Below are 20,926 nucleotides of genomic sequence, written 5' to 3'. Positions count from 1 at the left end.
CAAAACAAATGCTAGAGCACTACAAAAAAGAATATTGCCAATCTGTAAATCAGTACATTGTTATTGATTTAGATGGAACTGTAAAAGAATCTGACGATATTATTTTTACTAATATAGTTGGTGAAAACATATCAAACATTCACCCCTTTTTTGAAAGCATACATGTTGCGCTTCAGGAAGAAAACCAAAAACACGTTTTCTCTTGTATACATTTGACCAATCAAAAAAACGAAACAATAATTACAGATATTATTGTAAAAACATTTGATGGCAAAAAACCAGCTCTAGTGGTTATTTTAGACCTAACAGTACATTACGATAATTACCAAACGACTGCTCAAGTAAGAAATGAATCTGTAATAAATTCGCAAATTCTAGAATTAAAAAACGAATACCTTCAAGAAAAAGAAGTGTTTAAAAATGCTTTTATCGCAAACTTTAGTCACGAATTAAGAGATCCTTTAACTGGTGTTTTAACCTTTTCGGACATCTTAAAAAAGACTAATTTAAATGAAGAACAACTTAATTATTTAAAAGTAATTGACTCGTCTTCAAGTTATCTAAAGCAATTAATTGAGGATATATTAGACATCTCTAAAATTGAAGCTGGAAAGTTAGAACTTGTCATTGAACCTTTTGATTTAAGAGAATTATTAGAAGACATAGAACACCTTTTTAAAATCAAAGCCGAACAAAAAGGCATTGAACTAATTACTAATTTTAATGATAATCTACCAGCAGTAATTGGTGGTGACACGTTAAGACTGAGACAAGTCCTTAGTAATTTACTAGAAAATGCTATCAAATTTACAGAAGTAGGAACAGTAACCTTTAACGTCTCATTAAATCAAATAAGAGCACAAAAAGCCAACATCCACTTTCAAATTGTAGACACAGGGATAGGAATGGATAAAGATAATGTAGACGATATTTTTACCAGCTTCACACAACTTAACACAAGCCAATCTTATAACAAAGGAGCTGGACTAGGATTAGCCATTGCAAAACACTTAGTCAGTTTATCACATAGTGTTATTAATGTAGACTCGACTTTAGGAGAAGGTAGTGCATTCTCTACAAATATTAATTTTAAGTTAGACCATAACTACAAATTAGAAACTAAAAAGAAAAACAAGGTTATAAAACCAAAATCTGACAAAAAATACAGCATCCTATTAGTTGACGATTCAGAAATCACACAACTCTCTATTTTAAAAATATTAGCGTCTAGAGGTAATTACTTTTTGGATATTGTAACACGCGGAGAAGATGTGATTCCTAGAATAGAAAATTCAGAGTTTGATTTAGTCCTAATGGACATTAAACTTCCTAATAGTTATGGTGACCAGATCACCAAACTGATCAGACAAATGCCAGAGCGTGAACATAAAAAAGTACCTGTAATAGCATTAACGGCTAGGGTTTTTAAAGACGATTTAAAACGGTATAAAAAAGCAGGCATAAATGACGTCATAAAAAAGCCATTTGATGAGGAGACACTAATAACAAAAATTGAAGAATACTTAAAATAAAAAAAAGCGAACTTAATAGTTCGCTTTTTTTATATCATAAAACAGAGGTATTATCTGTTCATTGTTTTAATCTCATCAGTAAACGTATCCAAATCAACACCTTCATGCACCAACTCTAAAGCTTTATGCGTTACATATTGTGCATTACTAGATTTAAACCCTAAACCAACACACAAACGCTCTAAAATAGCCGTCTGCTTAGGTCCTTCAATATGATCTGCCCATACCATTCTTGATAAATCGTATAAACGTTCTAAACGTTGATCGTAACTTGTTGGCGGATTAATTGGGTGTTCTTTATAATCAACCAATATCTGCTTATACTCGTCTTCACTAATATCTAAATTACGTGCTAAACGATCCAAAAACGCTTTCTCAGCCTCACTAATCACACCATCACTCATGGCTACACGTACTATTGCAGCAAAATGATCTTCATTACGCTTTTTAAATCCACTATCGAATAAATCTGAAAATGACATACTTTTTTGTTTAATTTTAGACTGCAAATATAGTTAAACCCCACACCTTTTAAAATTAAAAGTTTATTTTTTTGGGCGTTTACTTAACACCTTTTAATAGGTGTTAAATAACAGGCTCTCGCGGCTCGCTCTCTGCGAGGAGCTCAAACAAACCACTCCATCCTTAACGCATCTGCTAAACAATACTACTAAAAAGTTAAATTTTACAAATCTAAAAGCTAATATTTTAAGCATTGCTTATATTTGCATAAACTAAAGTTAAGTGAGTAAAACCGTAATCTCGCAGACCTATTTAAAGTCTTTGCAATTGCAAAAACTTCATACTGCTATAGCCCAAACCCAAAGTAAGACGCATTTAAAAGGTTTAGTAGGCTCTTCCCTATCGTACGCTATAACACAAACGTTTAAAAATAGCGACCTTCCTTTTTTACTTATTTTTAATGATAAAGAAGAAGCTGCCTTTTACCTCAACGATTTAGAGCAACTAGTAAATAAAACAGACGTCCTCTTTTATCCAGGGAGTTATCGTAGACCTTATCAAATAGAAGAAACTGATAATGCAAATGTATTATTACGTTCTGAGGTCTTAAACCGTATTAATTCACGTAAAAAACCAGCAATAATAGTTACTTATCCTGATGCATTATTTGAAAAAGTAGTCACCAGAAAAGAACTAGAACGCAATACCCTAAAAATTACAGTAAACGATAGTTTATCTATCGATTTTGTTAACGAAATTCTGTTTGAATATAAATTTAAACGTGTCGATTTTGTTACAGAGCCAGGAGAATTTTCTGTACGCGGTGGAATTGTGGATGTCTTTTCTTTTTCTCATGACGACCCCTATCGCATCGAGTTTTTTGGAGACGAAGTAGACAGTATTAGAACGTTTGATGTCGAAACGCAATTATCAACAGAACAGATAAAAAAAATTAGCGTTATTCCCAACGTTGCTAATAAGCTAATGGACGAGTCCAGGCAAAGTTTTTTAAAATATATCGCCCAAAAAACTGTCGTTTTTGGTAAAAACTTCGATTTAACTTTTGATAGGATTGATGACTTTTTTGATAAAGCAATTGCTGCTTTTGTAAACCTCAATCCTGACATAAAACACGCAAAACCATCAGAGTTATTCTGTAATGCTGCCGAACTTAAAAAACAACTGCTAGACTTTACTTTAGTAGAGTTTGGTACAGATACCGTTTTTAACACTACCGAAACCATACAACACAACACCTCGCCTCAACCTGCTTTTAACAAGCAGTTTAATTTATTAATAGACAATTTAAACAGTAATCACAATAACGATTACACCAATTATATTGCTTGTGTTAGCGAGCAACAAGCAAAACGTTTTCATGATATTTTTGACGATGTCGAACAAGATGTACATTACCAAACAATAACATTGTCATTATACCAAGGATTTGTCGATCATGACAATAAATTAGTCGTTTATACCGATCACCAAATTTTTGAACGCTATCATAAATTTCATGTAAAAAATGGTTACGCTAAAAAGCAAGCCATCACCTTAAAAGACTTAACTAATCTTGATATTGGAGACTATGTAACACATATAGATCATGGAATTGGAAAATTTGGTGGACTTCAAAAAATAGATGTCGAAGGTAAAAAACAAGAAGCTATAAAATTGGTTTACGGAGAGCGCGACGTCTTATATTTAAGCATACACTCTCTTCATAAAATAACTAAATTTAATGGTAAAGATGGTAAACCACCAAAAGTTTATAAACTAGGTAGTAAAGCTTGGAAAACTCTTAAAGAAAAAACAAAATCTAGAGTTAAGCACGTTGCTTTCAACTTAATTAAACTATATGCTAAACGTAAGCTAGAGAAAGGATACCAATATAAACAGGACAGCTATTTACAACACGAATTAGAAGCTTCTTTTATTTATGAAGATACTCCCGACCAAATTACCGCAACAGCAGACATAAAAGTCGATATGGAAAGTGAGCGTCCAATGGATCGCTTAATTTGTGGTGATGTTGGTTTTGGAAAAACAGAAGTTGCGATACGTGCCGCCTTTAAAGCTGTTGATAATGGTAAACAGGTTGCTGTTTTAGTGCCGACAACCATATTAGCGTTTCAACATCATAAAACTTTTTCAGAACGTTTAAAAGACTTTCCTGTAACGGTGGATTATGTCAACCGCTTTAGAACAGCTAAACAGAAAAAAGAAACCTTAGAAAAGCTAGAAAAAGGACATGTAGACATCATCATAGGTACGCATCAACTAGCAAGTAAAAATGTGAAATTTAAAGACTTAGGATTACTAATTGTTGACGAAGAGCAAAAGTTTGGAGTTGCCGTTAAAGAAAAGCTAAAAACCTTAAAAGATAATGTAGACGTTTTAACGCTTACGGCCACACCAATACCAAGAACATTACAGTTTAGCTTAATGGCGGCTAGAGATTTATCGGTGATCACCACGCCTCCACCAAATCGTTATCCTATAGAAAGTAATGTTATACGATTTACAGAAGAAGCTATTAGGGATGCTGTAAGTTATGAAATAGAACGTGGTGGCCAGATCTTTTTTATTCATAATCGTATAGAAAACATTAAAGAAGTTGCTGGTATGATACAGCGTTTAGTACCAGATGCAAAAATCGGTATTGGACATGGACAATTAGAAGGTAAAAAACTAGAAAGCTTAATGCTAGGCTTTATGGATGGTGATTTTGATGTTTTAGTTAGTACTACCATTATAGAGAGTGGATTAGACGTCCCAAATGCCAATACTATTTTTATCAATAACGCTAATAATTTTGGATTAAGTGACTTACACCAAATGCGCGGACGTGTTGGACGAAGTAACAAAAAAGCATTCTGTTATTTTATAACACCAGAATACTCGGCAATGACCGACGATGCTAGAAAACGTATCCAAGCTTTAGAACAATTTACAGAACTAGGTAGTGGATTTAATATTGCCATGAAAGATTTAGAAATCCGTGGTGCCGGAGATTTATTGGGAGGTGAGCAAAGCGGATTTATTAACGAAATCGGTTTTGATACTTACCAAAAAATATTAAACGAGGCGATTGAAGAGCTTAAAGAAAACGAATTTAAAGACCTTTATAACGAACCTTTAGAAAACAAAGAATACGTTAAAGATATTACAATAGACACCGATTTTGAGCTTTTATTTCCTGACGACTATGTTAATAATATTGCTGAGCGTTTAAACCTTTATACACAATTAAACAACTTCAAAACTGAAGCTGAATTAGCAGTATTTGAAACACAACTTTTAGACCGTTTTGGAGAATTACCAATCCAAGTTATAGACTTAATTAATAGTGTACGCATTAAATGGATCGCGACTAAATTAGGTATGGAAAAAGTAATAATGAAGCAAGGTAAGCTTATTAGTTACTTTATAAATGACCAACAAAGTAGTTTTTACCAAAGCCCTAATTTCACCAAACTTTTAAAATACGTGCAATCCCACCCTCAGGCTTGTAAAATGAAAGAAAAACAGACTAGAAATGGCTTACGTTTATTACTTACCTTTGACAACATTAAAACAGTAAAAAAGGCCCTAAACGCCTTAAATCCAATTTTGGAATAGTTTTTGAAATTATAAAAGAAAACCCATAAATAATGTATAAAAAAATATTTTTTTTATTAGCTATATTGCCCAATTTTATCGTGGCACAAAACACAATAAAAGGAACTTTTACTCCAGCAGAACAATTTAAGTTCGCGTTTTTATATCACGTTACAGCAGATACCTCAATTTTTGTGGATAATACCGATATTTCAGAAGATGGGAGTTTTGTATTCAATCTGAAAAAAAATCAAGCACCAGGAACCTACCGTATTGTTTATGCGCAACCTCAAGATGAGTACAATTTTGACCTTCTATATAATAATGAAGATATAGAGTTGACCTTTGATTTAGAAAAAGGTTTAGAGTTTGTCACCTCTGACGAAAACAAATTATGGATATCATACAACAATAGTATGTCTATGATTGGTCAGAGTCTAAATGCATTTTATACTTCCGGAGGTAAAAAACAAAGAGATTTTAAAAAAATTATTGAAATTCTTAAAACAACGCAATCTGAATTTGAAAAAGCAGCTGAAGGTAAATTAGTCCTTAATTTTATAACTGCCAGTCAACCTTATATTCCAGAAAATTTAATCGATGCTAAGACCTTTACAGAAAATGCTAAAAACAACTATTTTAAGCATATCAATTTTGGTAATCCGATACTTCAAAATTCGAATTTTCTAATTGAAGCGACCTTAAATTACGTCTTTAATTTTGTTGATAACGATGACAAAAACGCATCCTACATCACTAATATTAATACAGTAGAAAAAGCCATTGGAAACAATCCTAAAGTAAAGAAAATTCTATTAGAAATTTTATGGTCCCAATTTGCAATTGAAGAAGATGAGCCTGTAGCTAACCACATTGCCAACGCTTATTTATTAGCTATTGCAAAAGCGGCCAACGATACCGAACTGGTTAACGATCTAAATTACTTTAAAAATGCATCCGTTGGTAATATCGGACCTGATTTTGAAATTATTATTTACGATGAAGAAGGTGAAGCTACTACAAAAAAGATGCATGAGTTAGAAGAAGCTAACAACTATCTAGTCGTTTTTTGGAGCACTACCTGTTCCCACTGTTTAGAGGAGATCCCTGAGCTACACAAATTAGCTAAAACTCTAGATAAAAACCAATTAAAGGTTGTAGCTATTGCCTTAGATGAAGACCGTTACAGATGGAAAGATATGACCTATAAATTCCCAGAATTCTATCATGTTTTTGGTGAAGGAAAATGGGACAACCCAATAGGAAACAACTATAATGTCAAGGCAACACCAAGTTATTTTGTTTTAGATAAGCACAAAAAAATAATCAATAAGCCTTATAATTTTAAAGCCTTTGAGGACTATTTTAAAACATTACCTCAACCTATAAAAGAGGTCAAAAAAGCACCATCAGAAAAAGAATAAGTAACTTCCATTTATTTGAGTAACTTTTAATTTTCAATTCTTTTAATGCTTAAAATGACAGTCGATTTAATTAAATTGACTGTCATTTTTTATTATATCTACTTTTGAAATGCAATTGTTTATTAGTTCTTGATTTCATCATAACTTAAAAAGTAATCTTCTTCGCAAGCATTCATAACGTGTGGGTAATTCGGCGTTAACAAAACTCCTTCTGCAGTCAAATTCCATCGTTTATATTGCCAATTGGACTCGTCTACAAATACTTCACAATCATCTTGATACTCGTCAGTTGAATCAAAATACTTAGTTTTCAATACTTGAAAAAAATCAACATCAGGATATAATGTTTCAATACTATCAACCTCCTGAAGTGTTGTTAAGTCAAAAGTATAGCCAATACCTCCATAGGATGGATGTGCACCACCGCAATAAACTCTATAGTATTTTGTGAAGCTTATAAAGTGATCATCAATACGATTAATAACTGTTGATAATTTAAAAGAACTACAATCCAACATACCTTGTGCATCTTCAAGATGTAGCGTGTCTAAAATAGAGTTAAACACGGTTCTCTGTGCTTTGGTATATCCATTACCCAATCTAAATAATTGCGTCTTAGAAAACCGCTCATGAAACCAAACCAACTGTTTGTCTTGATAAATACTGACGCTATCTTTTTTAAAAGTTAGTTTTGGGTTTCTAAAACTAGTAATGGGATCTTGTTCTGTTTTGGTTAAAACAACAGCATACTCTTCTTTTTTTAGTTGTAATACACCAGTTAATTGAGTCTCTGTTTTTTGCAGTCTAAACACCTCTTTGGCGTCACCAACCTTATCTTCAGAATAGAACCAACCATCAACGACCGTAATAGTATCCTGACTAAAAACACCTCTTAACGGAATACTAATTAGTTTAGAATCGTAAAAATAAAAGCCATCTACCCTTTGTCCTGAACCATCATTATTATCATCTTCATCGATATCTAATTCTAAATGAATAGGTAAATCACCAACATGACCAACATAAGATTGTGACCACGTTATAATAGGAAAAAGTAGTAAGATGAGTTTCTTTTTCATAATTTTTTTTTTTCAGACTTGGTTCTTTTTAATTTTCGGCAGTAGTGAATTTTATTGAGATGTCCTTAAAACAATAGTTCTCGATACAAAATGCTGAAAAAGCATTTCACTCGAACTGACGAGAATTGATTACTCTTACGGCTATTATCTTGTTCTACTCAGTCTAATATAGAGTTTAAGATATTACATCACTACTTACCATAACTCCCAATCTAACATAACGATAAACATAACGTCACATCGAGTGGTTTGTGAGGCACGAGCAAATTGTATCGAGATGTCCTTAAAACAATAGTTCTCGATACAAAATGCCGAAAAAGCATTTCACTTGAACTGACGAGAACTGATTACACTTGCGGCTATTATCTTGTCTTACTGAATCTAATATAGACTTTAATATATTACATCGATACTTACCATAACTACCAAACCAACATAACGATAAACACAACATCACATCGAGTGGTTTGTGAGGCACGAGCTAATTGTATCGAGATATCCTTAAAACAATAGTTCTCGATACAAAATGCCGAAAAAGCATTTCACTCGAACTGACGAGAACTGATTACTCTTACTTCTGTTATCTAGTTCTACTCAATCTAATATACACTTTAAGTTATTACATCGCTACTTACCAAAACGACCAAGCTAACATAACGATAAATACAACATCACATCGAGTGGTTTGTGAGGCACAAGCAAATTGTGTCGAGATATTTCCCCTCTTCGATTTATAAGATTACTTCGTTCCTCGTAATGACGGTCAAATAAAAATCTAGTCTAACATTTTAACACTATTTGCTTTAAAACGATTATCCATTACTACTCCAGTGACCTCAGCTTTTCTAATCACTTCGCAAAAACCAGTACCTTCTGCGTGCGCATCTCCAAAATCATCAATAGCTGCACCATCAACAAAATACGCTTTGTCATCCAATCTAACAGCTAGACTGCAACCATCCTCAGAGGTTAAGCCAAACTGGCACTGACCACAAGAAATTTCGACAACCTTTACTTCTTCTTTTTTGTTACATGCTAAGCATAAAAACAAGGCTAAAACTAAACTTATATTTTTCATGATTTCTGGATTTTTATTGTTTTGAAATTGTATTACTATGTTGTTACTCGATATAATAAAATGCTAAAAAAGCATTTCACTCAAACTGACGAGAACTGATTACACTTGCGGCTATTATCTTGATCTACTCAATCTAATATAGACTTTGATATATAACTTCGCTACTTACCAAAACGACCAAGCTAACATAACGATAAACATAACGTCACATCGAGTGGTTTGTGAGGCACGAGCAAATTGTATCCAGATGTCCTTAAAACAATAGTTCTCGATACAAAATGCTGAAAAAGCATTTCACTCGAACTGACGAGAACTGATTACGCTTACGGCTATTATCTTGTCTTACTGAATCAAATATAAACTTTGATATATAACTTCGCTACTTACCAAAACGACCAAGCTAACATAACGATAAACATAACGTCACATCGAGTGGTTTGTGAGGCACGAGCAAATTGTATCCAGATGTCCTTAAGACAATAGTTCTCGATACAAAATGCTAAAAAAAAGCATTTCACTCGAACTGACGAGAACTGATTACTCTTACGGCTATTATCTTGTTCTACACAATCTAATATAGACTTTAATATATTACTTCGCTACTTACCAAAACGACCAAGTTAACATAACGATAAACATAACGTCACATCGAGTGGTTTGTGAGGCACGAGCAAATTGTATCGAGATGCCCTTAAAATAGTTCTCGATACAAAATGCTAAAAAAGTATTCCTCTCGAACTGACGAGAACTGATTACTCTTGCGGCTATTATCTTGTTCTACACAATCTAATATAGACTTTAATATATTACTTCGCTACTTACCAAAACGACCAAGTTAACATAACGATAAACATAACGTCACATCGAGTGGTTTGTGAGGCACGAACAAATTGTATCGAGATGTCCTTATAACAATAGTTCTCGATACAAAATGCTAAAAAAGTATTCCTCTCGAACTGACGAGAACTGATTACTCTTGCGGCTATTATCTTGTTCTATTAATTATCTTAATTAGTTATCTCAATCAAGAGATTGCTTCGTGCCTCGCAATGACGTTTGCCTCCTAATTACCCAACTATATTTACAATTTTACCTGGCACTACAATTATCTTTTTAGGTGTACGTCCATCCAATTGCGCAATGGTTTTTTCATTAGCCATAACTGCTTTTTCAATTTCGTCTTTAGACATATCCATTGGTAACTCCAACGTAAAACGCATTTTTCCATTAAACGAAATCGGGTAATTCTTACTACTTTCGACTAAATGACTTGCCTCAAATATTGGAAATGGTACAGTAGCAATTGAGCCATCATTACCTAATTGACTATATAATTCTTCCGTAATATGTGGTGCATAAGGCGATAATAAAACCAATAAAGGTTCTAAGACAGCTTTACTTGTACATTTTTGAGCAGTCAACTCGTTAACAGCAATCATAAATGTAGACACAGACGTATTAAAAGAGAAATTCTCAATATCTTCCTGTACCTTTTTAATGGTTTTATGTAACGTTTTTAAGTTGTCTTTTGTTGGTGATGCATCATTTACAATTACCCCAGCTTCTCCAACATATAATTTCCATAGTTTTTTTAAGAAACCATGTACACCTGTAATCCCTGCTGTATTCCAAGGTTTAGCTTGCTCTAATGGTCCTAAAAACATTTCGTATAAACGTAAACTGTCTGCTCCGTAATCTTCTACAATTTGATCTGGATTGACCACGTTGTATTTAGATTTAGACATTTTTTCGACTTCTCGACCGACTTTATAAACATCATCTTTTAAAAATTCAACATCTCTATAAAGATCCATTGATTTTTTAAATTCTTCTGGGTTAATTTCATTTGATGCATCTACTAAATTCACATCAACATACATAACTGTAGGAGTTAGTTTTGTAACCACTTCTCCTTTATTACTATCAAATTTATATTCAGTTATAATTGATTCAATTTTCTTTTGAACCCATACTTCAATAAGTTCATCTCTTCTATTATTTTGAATATAATCATCGTACATTTCTTTAGGAATAGCTAGAGATACGGGTCTTGGTTTACTTAAAGCATTTACATCACTTTGCATACTATTAGAAGTGTAATTTACTTCTAACCAAATCCCATAAACAAAAGCACTAGTCCCAAGTATCATTCCTTGATTGATCAACTTTTTGAAAGGCTCATCTACTCCAACAAATGCTCTATCCTTTAAAAACTTAGTCCAAAAACGGGAGTATAATAAATGTCCTGTGGCATGCTCACTACCGCCAATATATAAATCTACATTTTCCCAATAGTTAAGTGCATCTTGACTAGCAAAGTCTTCACCTCTTTTGGCTTTTTCTTCCATATAACTAAAGAAATACCATGAGCTTCCTGCCCAACCTGGCATGGTGTTTAGTTCTAATGGGTAAATCCCGTTATCCTCACCTTCGACTGCGCTCAGGTTGACATTTGGTACCACTGTATTTGTATTGGTGTCCCAAGCCCAAACATCTGCACGACCTAATGGTGGCTCTCCAGTTTCGGTTGGTAAATATTTTTCTACTTCAGGTAATGTAATTGGTAAATGCGCTTTATCAATCATTTGTGGCATTCCGTTGACGTAGTATACTGGAAAAGGTTCTCCCCAATACCGTTGTCTAGAAAACACAGCATCACGTAATCTGTAATTTGTTTTTCCTTCACCTTGTCCCATTTGCTCCAAATCGTAAATAGCACGTTTTGATGCTTTTTTGTAGCTCATTCCGTTAAGGAAATCACTATTTGCAATTACCACATTATCTTTAGAGGCGAAAGCTTCTTCAGATATATCAGCCCCTTCAAATACATTTGGAATGGCGATATTAAAGTGCTTTGCAAAATCGTAATCACGTTGATCACCACAAGGAACAGACATTACTGCTCCTGTACCGTAACCTGCTAAAACATAATCTCCAATCCAAATCGGAATGGGCTCTTTACTAAAAGGATGTTCTGCATAAGCGCCTGTAAATGCACCAGAAATGGTTTTTACATCTGCCATACGATCGCGTTCGCTACGTTTTGCGGTTGCTAAAATATAAGCCTCAACCTCAGCTTTTTGTTCTGGTGTAGTAATGGTTTGCACTAACTCATGCTCTGGAGCCAATGTCATAAAACTAACTCCAAAAATGGTGTCAGGTCTTGTTGTGAAGACTTCTATTTTTAGAGACTCTTCGATTGCGCTCAGAGTGACATTTGGAACAACATTAAAAGTCACTGATGCTCCAACAGATTTTCCAATCCAGTTACGTTGGCTTTCTTTAAGCGAATCTGTCCAATCTATAGTGTCTAATCCCTGCAGCAAACGTTCTGCGTAAGCAGAAATACGCATACTCCATTGCGTCATTTTTTTACGCATTACAGGATGACCACCACGTTCTGATACACCATTTACGATTTCGTCATTTGCTAAAACGGTTCCTAAAGCAGGACACCAGTTTACTTCTGTTTCGGCTAAATACGTTAGTCTATACTGTAACAATATTTCTTGTTGTTTTTTAGAATCAAAAGCGTTCCATTGTTCCGCAGAAAAAGACTCGATAGTATCATCACAAACGGCATTGACTTTAGCATTTCCTTCAGCAGAAAATTTAGCTACTAAGGTCGAAATGTCTTCAGCCTTATTAGAATCGTTATTATACCACGATTCAAATAATTGAATAAAAATCCATTGTGTCCATTTGTAATATTCGGGTGTTGATGTACGGACCTCACGACTCCAGTCAAAAGAAAAACCAATTTGATCTAATTGTCGTCTATATCCTTTAATTATATTTTCTTGATAGTTACTATCATTGATACTAAGCCCCTTACCTTTTTCTATAAGTGCAGTATCTTTAATACTTCCATCTTCATTTACATACTTTTTTAGGATATTTCCTTTTGCATCTAAACAACCATCAATATTAATTTCAGTAGTGTTTCTAGGATGTTGACCCGTTTGGATAGCATATTGCTCCGCAGGCAAACCAAAACTATCATAACCTTGTGGATGCAATACATTAAAACCTTTATGACGTTTGTAACGGGCATAAATATCACTAGCAATATAACCTAATGGGTGTCCTACGTGTAATCCCGCTCCAGAAGGATAAGGAAACATGTCTAAAACATAATATTTAGGTTTGTCGCTATTATTTGAGGCTTTGAACGTTTGGTTTTCTGCCCAATATTTTTGCCATTTGGCTTCGATGTCGTTAAAATGGTATTGCATTTTTGTGTTTTTCCGCTTAATTAAGCAACAAATTTAAACTTATTATAAGACTATTAAAAGTTTGACGTTGTAATTATAGATTATATGAATAGGTTTCGTTTTTCTTTTATATTTTTACATTATAAACTAACATCAATTTATGAGCTCTTCTTTTGAAAGATATCAAAAACGTAGATTAATTTCATCCTACTTTTCCGTAGTATTAAGTATTGCTTTAGTATTATTTTTACTAGGTATACTAGGCCTTTTAGTACTAAATGCTAAAAAGGTTGCAGACTTGTTTAAAGAACAAGTAACGGTTACTATCTATTTAAAAGATAATGCCAAAGAAGTCGAAGTTAAACAGCTAGAAAAAAGTTTAGCGTTGGCCGATTACGTAAAATCGACTGTTTATATCTCTAAAGAGCAAGCTGCCGAGTCTATGAAAGCGGAAAACGGCGAAGATTTTATGGCTTTTTTAGGTTTTAATCCTTTACAGAATAATATTGATGTTAACTTAAAAGCTGATTTTGTAACTTCTGAAAAATTAGAAGAATTAGCAGAAACGGCTTTAGAAAAAGGCTTTGTTGACGAGGTTAGGTACGACAAAGACTTAGTCACCTTAATGAATAGCCGCGTAAAGAAAATAAGCTTTTGGGTCTTATTGCTAAGTGCCATTTTTACTTTAATCGCAGTGTTACTTATTAATAGCTCCATTAGATTATCTGTTTATGCCAAACGATTTACTATTAAAACTATGCAAATGGTGGGTGCAACCAAACGCTTTATACGTCGCCCTTTTGTTTGGAAAAGTATTAAACTTGGTGTTTTAGGTGCAATTATAGCCTTAATAGGTTTAGGATTTATTGTATTTTACGTCGACAAAGCTTTTCCTGAATTAAATTTACGCCAAAGCCCAATATTAATTGGAGGGTTATTTTTAATAATCTTCTTATTAGGTATTATTATTACATGGATAAGCACTCATTTTGCGACGCAGCGTTTTTTGAATCTAAAAACAGACCAACTGTATTAACTTAACATTGTTTAACTAAATCATTAACATTACTTTACACTTAACCACATTATATTTACTCAACCAATAAAACAATTCGCTATTGACCAATTAATACTCTAACTGATTATTTAATCTAAAACTAACGATTATGAAACGAATCACATTTGTATTTATAGGTATGGTCGCTATTGTTGCTTATATAGCAACATCTACACCTAAATTTGAAACTAAAGTTGCACAAGTAGAAAAAGCACTTGTAAAAAAACAACACATTAAATTTATTAACGATTAACTTAAAAAGTTTAAATTTGTAATAACTTAACACCATCAATACATTGAGACAAAAAACTAAAAACGAAAAGCTTATTGTAAGCCCACAACCTTTATTTGGTAAGCATAATTATAAATTTATGTTTATTGGCTTAGGTAGTATTGCTCTAGGATTTATTTTGATGTCTGGTGGTGGTAGTGATGACCCTAATGTCTTTAGTGATGCTATTTTTAGCTGGAGACGTATACGTCTTGCTCCAGCTTTGGTTATTATTGGTTTTGGTGTGCAGGTATATGCTATCCTGTCAAGTCCAAAAAAGGACTAAACACATATCAATAACTCTTAACAGAGTTTCCTTATTAAATTTAAACTCCAAATTATCAATTGGTCATAGTATTTTAATACTTTTGTCGCATGGATATTATCGACTCAATTATATTAGGTATTATACAGGGATTAACCGAGTTTCTTCCTGTATCTTCAAGTGGTCACTTAGAATTAGGTAAAGCTATTTTAGGTGATAACAGTATACCTGAAGAAAGCCTTTTGTTTACAGTAGTACTTCACTTTGCAACAGCACTTAGTACTATTGTTATTTTTAGAAAAGATATTTTAGAAATTCTAAAAGGATTATTTTCTTTTAAATGGAATGATGACACCAAGTTTGTAACAAAAATTATAGTATCAATGCTTCCTGCTGTTTTAGTAGGTTTGTTTTTTGAAGACCAACTAGAACAACTATTTGGAGGTAGTATCCTATTAGTAGGTTGCATGTTATTAGTTACAGCTGTCCTTCTCTTTTTTGCTGACAAAGCTAAAAATACAACAAAAAATGTCTCTTTTAAAAATGCTTTTATAATTGGCATCTCTCAAGCAATAGCAATGTTGCCTGGTATTTCCAGAAGCGGCGCGACTATATCGACCTCTGTACTATTAGGAAACGATAAAACAAAAGCGGCTCGCTTTTCTTTTTTAATGGTAGTCCCATTAATTTTTGGAAAAATAGCTAAAGATATTTTAGGAGGTGATCTTAGTTTTGAAAGTCAAAACATAACTGCAATGTCAGCAGGCTTTATTGCCGCTTTTGTTGCAGGTCTATTTGCTTGTACTTGGATGATTAGTCTAGTTAAAAAAAGTAAATTATCATATTTTGCTATTTACTGCGCTATTGTTGGAGTAATTGCTATCATTTTTTCTTTTACAAACTAAACAAATGACTGGAGACGACTATCAAGCTGGACAAGTATTATTAATAGACAAACCTTTACAATGGACTTCTTTTCAGGCTGTAAATAAATTACGCTGGGAAATACGTCAAGCTTTCAATATAAAAAAAATTAAGGTTGGCCATGCAGGAACTTTAGATCCTTTAGCAACAGGATTATTAGTCATTTGTACTGGTAAGATGACTAAACAAATCGATTCTTTTCAAGGTCAAATTAAGGAATACACAGGGACTATTGTATTAGGTAGCACAACACCGTCTTACGATTTAGAAACCGAAATTAATGATACTTTTGAAACTGCTCATATCACAACGCAACTAATACACGATACTACCCAACAATTTATTGGAGAGATTGATCAATTTCCTCCGATATTTTCCGCACTTAAAAAAGATGGTAAGCGATTATATGAATACGCAAGAGCTGGAGAAACTGTAGACATCAAATCTAGAAAAATAACTATCGAGCAATTTGAGATTACCAAAATTGACGGCCTTAATATAGACTTTAGAGCGGTTTGTAGTAAAGGAACTTATATCCGATCTTTAGCAAACGATTTTGGAAAAGCGCTAAATTCTGGTGGTCACTTATCAGCTTTACGTCGCACTAAAATTGGCGATTTTGATGTTAAAGACGGGCTTTCCATAGACGATTTTATCAAAAAACTCTCGAAAAAAGATTAATTTACAACCTTTACAAGGTTAGCAGACGTATATAACATACTAACACTCTGGACACCTTTATATTTATTTGATACCATCTTAAATGACACTTAACAATTCTCAAAAAGCGCTAGCTATTACTTTATTAATTACAGGGACTTTAATCCTGTCCTTGATAAATATGACGGCTCTTAAAATGAATTCTGACAAAGGCGAAACTGGGTATGAGATTGAGATGGTTGCAGAGGTTATGCCCGACGATGTAGAAGATATAACAGAAGAAGATCTTGCGCTCCAAGAAAGTAGCCAATCAACAAACAAAGCCTTTAATAAATCTGAAAATTTCGAACATTACGCAGACGCCTATAAGCCCATTGCGCCTCCGGAAGACTATAGCAATCCTAAATTAGAAACTTATAAAAATAGTATTGAAGAAGAAGAATCTTCTGAAAAAACCACTGGTAATTCGTCAATTTCAGAAAAAACGTTAACTGATTTTAATAGTGTTAATGACATCTTGAATAAAAGTTCTCAAAGTAAAAGCACAAAACAAAGTAACCTTGCAAACACCAACAGTTCTATTTACTACTCTTTAGAAGGAAGAACAGATAAATCTTTACCCATCCCAATTTACTTATGTGATGCTAAAGGTAAAATAGTGGTAAATATTACTGTAAATAATAACGGAACTGTTATTAATGCCGCTATCAGTAAATCGTCTACTTCAAAAAATGCTTGCCTAAAAGAACATGCTTTAGAATACGCAAAAGAAGCCAAGTTTGATAACTCGTCAAAACCTAAACAAACAGGGTCTATTACTTTTGAGTTTAAAGGAAAATAAAAATACAACTCAGTTTTATAATTCTATAAAAACATGTTTTCCTATCTTTCAATGAAGGATAAAACAAACGCTCCTCTTAAACAAATAAGAGGAGCGTTTGTTTTACTTAATTCTACCCAATAAGACTAAAGTCCTTAAACTAAAATTAAAGTGGTTGAATTAAATCAACTATTTTTTTTAACCTAATAAAGGAACTAAGTCGGCAATAACGGTTTGTCCTTTATCTTTATTATACCATTTTTGTAATTCTTCTTTAAACTCTGGTGTTAAACCACCATGTTTTGCCTTATAATCATTAACCAAAGCAGTAGCTGTAGTTGGTCTTGGGCCGTAAGTTGCTATAACCTCTTCACTTGCATTATCCAGAACAATTAACTTAGCAATAGACCTTGAACCATTGGTTAAAAACTGATCCATCAATAGTTCATTTTGATCTCTTAAGACCACTCTAAAGCTAATACCGCCATTTAGTGATGCTATCTTATTAATTACTGGCATAACATGCGCAGCATCTCCACACCAACTTTCGGTAATGATAACCCATGTTTGGTTTAATGTTTTATTTTTAATGGAGTCTGTTACCCCTTCATCTATCTTAACCGTTTTATCCCAACGCTTCATACGTCTATCATTTAGCATGGTATAATTTGCTAAAGCTTCAGTAACTTCGTTTCCTGTGTTAGAATTGCTTTCGACTAAAGTCGAAACTAAAGTTCTATACTCGGCATAACTCATACTTTTTGTTAAGCTATCCTTTATAATTTGTTTAATGTCTGAGTGTGTTGTTGTTTCCATTGTATAAAAATACAGTAACTATTATGATTTTTAAGTTACTGTTGTTACATTAGTAGAGATTATAAAAAAAACCTTACAATGACAAAACATAAATGTGGATGGTGTGTTGGAGACACGCTTTACGAGGCGTATCATGATCAAGAATGGGGAACCCCTGTCTACGATGATGCCACACTTTTCGAGTTTTTAATTTTAGAAACCTTTCAAGCCGGTTTGAGCTGGATTACCATTTTACGCAAACGCAATAATTTTTTTGATGCTTTTGATCAATTTGATTATAAAAAAATAGCAAAATATAATGACACGAAAAAAGCTGAATTACTCCAAAATGCTGGTATTATCAGAAATAAGTTAAAGGTCAATGCAACAATTACCAATGCCCAATTATTTATGGACATCCAACAAGAGTTTGGAAGTTTTAGCACTTATTTATGGGCTTATGTAAATGAAAAACCAATCAAAAATAAAGTTGAATACTATAAAGACGCCCCTGCAAACACACCTTTAAGTGATGCATTAAGTAAAGATTTAAAAAAACGAGGTTTTAAGTTTGTAGGCTCAACCGTTATATACGCCTTTATGCAAGCTGTTGGAATGGTTAACGACCATGAAACTGGTTGCTTCAGGTATAACCAAGTCTAACCTAAATATCCCAAAAACTGATCTCGAGAAATATCAATGGCTCCTAAACTCTCCAAATGGTTAGTATACACCTGGCAATCTATAAGTTTGTAATCTGTATTTTGAACAAAACTAATAAAGCCTACTTTACTCGCATTACTAACCTTTGTAAACATACTCTCTCCACAAAAAACACCATTACCCAAATCGACACCATACAAACCACCAACTAATGCGTTATCTAGCCAAACCTCAATAGATTTTGCATACCCTAGTGCGTTAAGTTTCGTGTATGCTTCTATCATTCCTTTAGTAATCCAAGTATCATCTTGCCCCGGTCTTTTAGAAGCCGCGCAAGCTTTAATCACAGCTGCAAAGTCCTTATTAACCGTGACTTCAAAATCAGAATTACGCAATACTTGCCTCATACTTTTAGAGACCTTTAAATCTTCAGGAAACAATACAAATCTAGGGTCCGGAGACCACCATAAAATAGTGTTATCGTCTTCAAACCAAGGGAAAACACCTTTTTTATAAGCTGACAATAAACGTACCGCACTTAAGTCTCCCCCAACCGCCAATAAACCGTCTTCGGTTGCTTTGGATACATCAGGAAAGCTATTGTTGTTATTTAAAAAGTCCATATATAACGTGCATTATAAGCTATTGCATAAATACAAAGCAAAAAAGATAAAGGTATAAAATAAAAAAACCTCAATAGCATGATGTATTGAGGTTATATTTATAAGCATTCTGTTTAAACAGAACCGATCATACTAGAATGGTAAATCGTCGTGATCTTCAGATTTAACATCTTTAGCAGGCTCAAAAGCTTGTGCTGGTGGCACTTCTGGCATACCTTGAGGTGCTGCTCCAGCTTGTACTCCTTCAATTCTCCATCCTTGGATCGAGTTAAAATATTTAGTTTCTCCTTGAGGATTAACCCATTCTCTACCACGTAAATTGATGTTTACCTTAACATCTTGTCCTACCTGGTAATTGTTTAATAAATCACATTTATCTTGAACAAACTCTACTAAAATATGTTGTGGATATTGTTCTTCTGTAGTTACTACTAACTCTCTTTTTCTAAACCCGTTGCTACCAAAACTTTGTGTTTCTCCTACTAACTTAACTTTCCCTTGTACTTCCATTTTCTATATAATTATTAAATATTCGTCTAATCTGATATCGTTAATTTACGATAATAATACTTTCCAGGCACTTTCCACATCATTAAAACTCAAAAAGTCTTTTGCCTTTTGATGTTTTTTATCAGTCGACAAAGAACTTAAATTATGTTGGTTTTTAAAAGCCAAAATGCTTTTTTCCTCAGGTAAGTTTTCAACATTCCCTAAAAGTCCCAAATCATTCCCTGTTAAAACAGCACTTTCTCTGATCTCTTTTGGCAAAGCATCAACACCTATTCCTAATGTCGATAGCGGTTTTGGTATTTCGAAAAAACCAGATTTAGCGCGACTATAATAGCTACCTCCTGCTCTTGATACTAAGTCCAATTTATTTTGGTCAATTGCCCCGTTTTCATCTAAAACAGCTTCAGAAACATGCATTTTTACCACTTCACAGATTATTAAATTTCCTGCTCCTCCTTCCGTTCCTAACTTTACAATCTCGTTAACCTTACACTCCATTTGCACAGGACTTTCTGCAACCCTGAATGGTTTTACTAAATCTGATTTAAGCATCGTTAAACCAGCCTTATCAAACTCGTTAACACCTTCTGCATATTCTGTACTACTTAAGGACATCTGTTGTACAATGTCATAATTAACAACATTAATTACAACCTCCTTAGTTATCTCTGCATTATGCAAGGTATGCTTTGTTGTATTGTCTCGAACACGTCTTGCTGGCGAAAAAATTAAAATAGGTGGATTGGCACTAAAAACATTAAAAAAACTAAACGGTGACAAGTTTGGATTACCATCGGCATCTATTGTACTTGCAAAGGCAATTGGCCTAGGAGCCACAGCGCTAAGTAAATACCCATGTAATTTAGCAGTCGAAAATTCTTGAGGAGTAAAAGATAACATAGTTGACAATTTAATTTACACAAAAATACATAATCTAAGAACCAACTAA

18 protein-coding genes are annotated in these 20,926 nt (G+C 33.5%); 10 read left to right on the top strand and 8 right to left on the bottom strand.

Going from position 1 to position 20,926, the window contains the following annotated elements; all coding sequences use genetic code 11:
• Positions 1–8 precede the first annotated feature (8 nt).
• Positions 9–1,532 carry an ATP-binding protein gene (locus H0I26_RS04825; RefSeq protein WP_218701257.1) on the top strand — a complete coding sequence of 508 codons (1,524 nt, stop codon included), beginning with the start codon at positions 9–11 and terminating at the stop codon, positions 1,530–1,532.
• A gap of 50 nt (positions 1,533–1,582) precedes the next feature.
• On the opposite strand, the gene H0I26_RS04820 is transcribed toward H0I26_RS04825, so the two are convergent.
• Positions 1,583–2,014, bottom strand: a complete 432-nt coding sequence (locus H0I26_RS04820) for a TerB family tellurite resistance protein (protein WP_218701256.1) — start codon at positions 2,012–2,014, stop codon at positions 1,583–1,585.
• Between the two features lie 262 nt (positions 2,015–2,276).
• Between H0I26_RS04820 and mfd the strand changes: the two genes are divergently transcribed.
• Both mfd and H0I26_RS04810 read left to right on the top strand, forming a co-directional pair.
• The gene (gene mfd / locus H0I26_RS04815) at positions 2,277–5,615 is read left to right on the top strand and encodes a transcription-repair coupling factor (RefSeq protein WP_218701255.1); all 3,339 of its coding nucleotides are present in this window, start codon (positions 2,277–2,279) and stop codon (positions 5,613–5,615) included.
• A gap of 32 nt (positions 5,616–5,647) precedes the next feature.
• Positions 5,648–7,018, top strand: coding sequence for a TlpA family protein disulfide reductase (locus H0I26_RS04810; protein ID WP_218701254.1), 1,371 nt, complete (start codon positions 5,648–5,650; stop codon positions 7,016–7,018).
• Between the two features lie 122 nt (positions 7,019–7,140).
• Here H0I26_RS04810 and H0I26_RS04805 read toward each other — a convergent pair whose 3' ends face one another.
• From H0I26_RS04805 to H0I26_RS04795, 3 genes are all read right to left on the bottom strand, one after another.
• The gene (locus H0I26_RS04805; RefSeq protein ID WP_218701253.1) at positions 7,141–8,097 is read right to left on the bottom strand and encodes a hypothetical protein; all 957 of its coding nucleotides are present in this window, start codon (positions 8,095–8,097) and stop codon (positions 7,141–7,143) included.
• A gap of 775 nt (positions 8,098–8,872) precedes the next feature.
• Positions 8,873–9,175, bottom strand: a complete 303-nt coding sequence (locus H0I26_RS04800) for a DUF6370 family protein (protein ID WP_218701252.1) — start codon at positions 9,173–9,175, stop codon at positions 8,873–8,875.
• A gap of 1,067 nt (positions 9,176–10,242) precedes the next feature.
• Positions 10,243–13,410, bottom strand: a complete 3,168-nt coding sequence (locus H0I26_RS04795) for a leucine--tRNA ligase (protein WP_218701251.1) — start codon at positions 13,408–13,410, stop codon at positions 10,243–10,245.
• Positions 13,411–13,549: 139 nt separating this feature from the next.
• On the opposite strand from H0I26_RS04795, the gene H0I26_RS04790 reads away from it, so the two are divergent.
• The 6 genes from H0I26_RS04790 to H0I26_RS04765 all read left to right on the top strand — a co-directional run bounded on the left by H0I26_RS04790 (position 13,550) and on the right by H0I26_RS04765 (position 17,407).
• Positions 13,550–14,425 (top strand): cell division protein FtsX, encoded by an 876-nt coding sequence (locus tag H0I26_RS04790; protein ID WP_101016415.1) that lies wholly within the window; start codon positions 13,550–13,552, stop codon positions 14,423–14,425.
• Positions 14,426–14,555: 130 nt separating this feature from the next.
• Positions 14,556–14,699 (top strand): hypothetical protein, encoded by a 144-nt coding sequence (locus H0I26_RS04785; protein ID WP_218701250.1) that lies wholly within the window; start codon positions 14,556–14,558, stop codon positions 14,697–14,699.
• Between the two features lie 43 nt (positions 14,700–14,742).
• On the top strand, positions 14,743–15,003 hold the full coding sequence (locus H0I26_RS04780; RefSeq protein WP_256935263.1) for a DUF3098 domain-containing protein: 261 nt from the start codon (positions 14,743–14,745) through the stop codon (positions 15,001–15,003).
• An 89-nt stretch (positions 15,004–15,092) separates the two neighbouring features.
• Entirely contained in the window at positions 15,093–15,887 is a 795-nt protein-coding gene (locus tag H0I26_RS04775) for an undecaprenyl-diphosphate phosphatase (RefSeq protein ID WP_101016413.1), read from the top strand.
• 4 nt (positions 15,888–15,891) lie between these two features.
• Positions 15,892–16,587 carry a tRNA pseudouridine(55) synthase TruB gene (gene truB, locus H0I26_RS04770; RefSeq protein ID WP_218701249.1) on the top strand — a complete coding sequence of 232 codons (696 nt, stop codon included), beginning with the start codon at positions 15,892–15,894 and terminating at the stop codon, positions 16,585–16,587.
• 82 nt (positions 16,588–16,669) lie between these two features.
• Positions 16,670–17,407: an energy transducer TonB gene (locus H0I26_RS04765; protein ID WP_218701248.1), complete on the top strand. Its 738-nt coding sequence runs from the start codon at positions 16,670–16,672 to the stop codon at positions 17,405–17,407.
• Positions 17,408–17,584: 177 nt separating this feature from the next.
• Here the strand turns inward: H0I26_RS04765 and H0I26_RS04760 are convergent, their stop codons facing one another.
• A complete protein-coding gene (locus H0I26_RS04760; RefSeq protein ID WP_218701247.1) occupies positions 17,585–18,202 on the bottom strand; it encodes a thioredoxin family protein in 618 nt (205 codons plus the stop codon).
• Positions 18,203–18,280: 78 nt separating this feature from the next.
• Here H0I26_RS04760 and H0I26_RS04755 point away from each other — a divergent pair, with 78 nt between their 5' ends.
• On the top strand, positions 18,281–18,844 hold the full coding sequence (locus tag H0I26_RS04755; RefSeq protein ID WP_218701246.1) for a DNA-3-methyladenine glycosylase I: 564 nt from the start codon (positions 18,281–18,283) through the stop codon (positions 18,842–18,844).
• Here H0I26_RS04755 and aat read toward each other — a convergent pair.
• The 3 genes from aat to H0I26_RS04740 all read right to left on the bottom strand — a co-directional run bounded on the left by aat (position 18,841) and on the right by H0I26_RS04740 (position 20,877).
• The gene (gene aat / locus H0I26_RS04750; protein ID WP_218701245.1) at positions 18,841–19,467 is read right to left on the bottom strand and encodes a leucyl/phenylalanyl-tRNA--protein transferase; all 627 of its coding nucleotides are present in this window, start codon (positions 19,465–19,467) and stop codon (positions 18,841–18,843) included. The genes H0I26_RS04755 and aat overlap by 4 nt on opposite strands.
• Positions 19,468–19,599: 132 nt before the next feature.
• Positions 19,600–19,977: a DUF3127 domain-containing protein gene (locus H0I26_RS04745; protein WP_090838270.1), complete on the bottom strand. Its 378-nt coding sequence runs from the start codon at positions 19,975–19,977 to the stop codon at positions 19,600–19,602.
• Positions 19,978–20,022: 45 nt separating this feature from the next.
• Entirely contained in the window at positions 20,023–20,877 is an 855-nt protein-coding gene (locus tag H0I26_RS04740) for a flavin reductase family protein (protein ID WP_218701244.1), read from the bottom strand.
• Between the last annotated feature and the right edge of the window lie 49 nt (positions 20,878–20,926).

It is taken from the genome of Olleya sp. HaHaR_3_96, from assembly GCF_019278545.1.
GTDB lineage: Bacteria > Bacteroidota > Bacteroidia > Flavobacteriales > Flavobacteriaceae > Olleya.
Note: the sequence above shows the minus strand (reverse complement) of the source record. Positions and strands in the feature narration are given on the sequence as shown.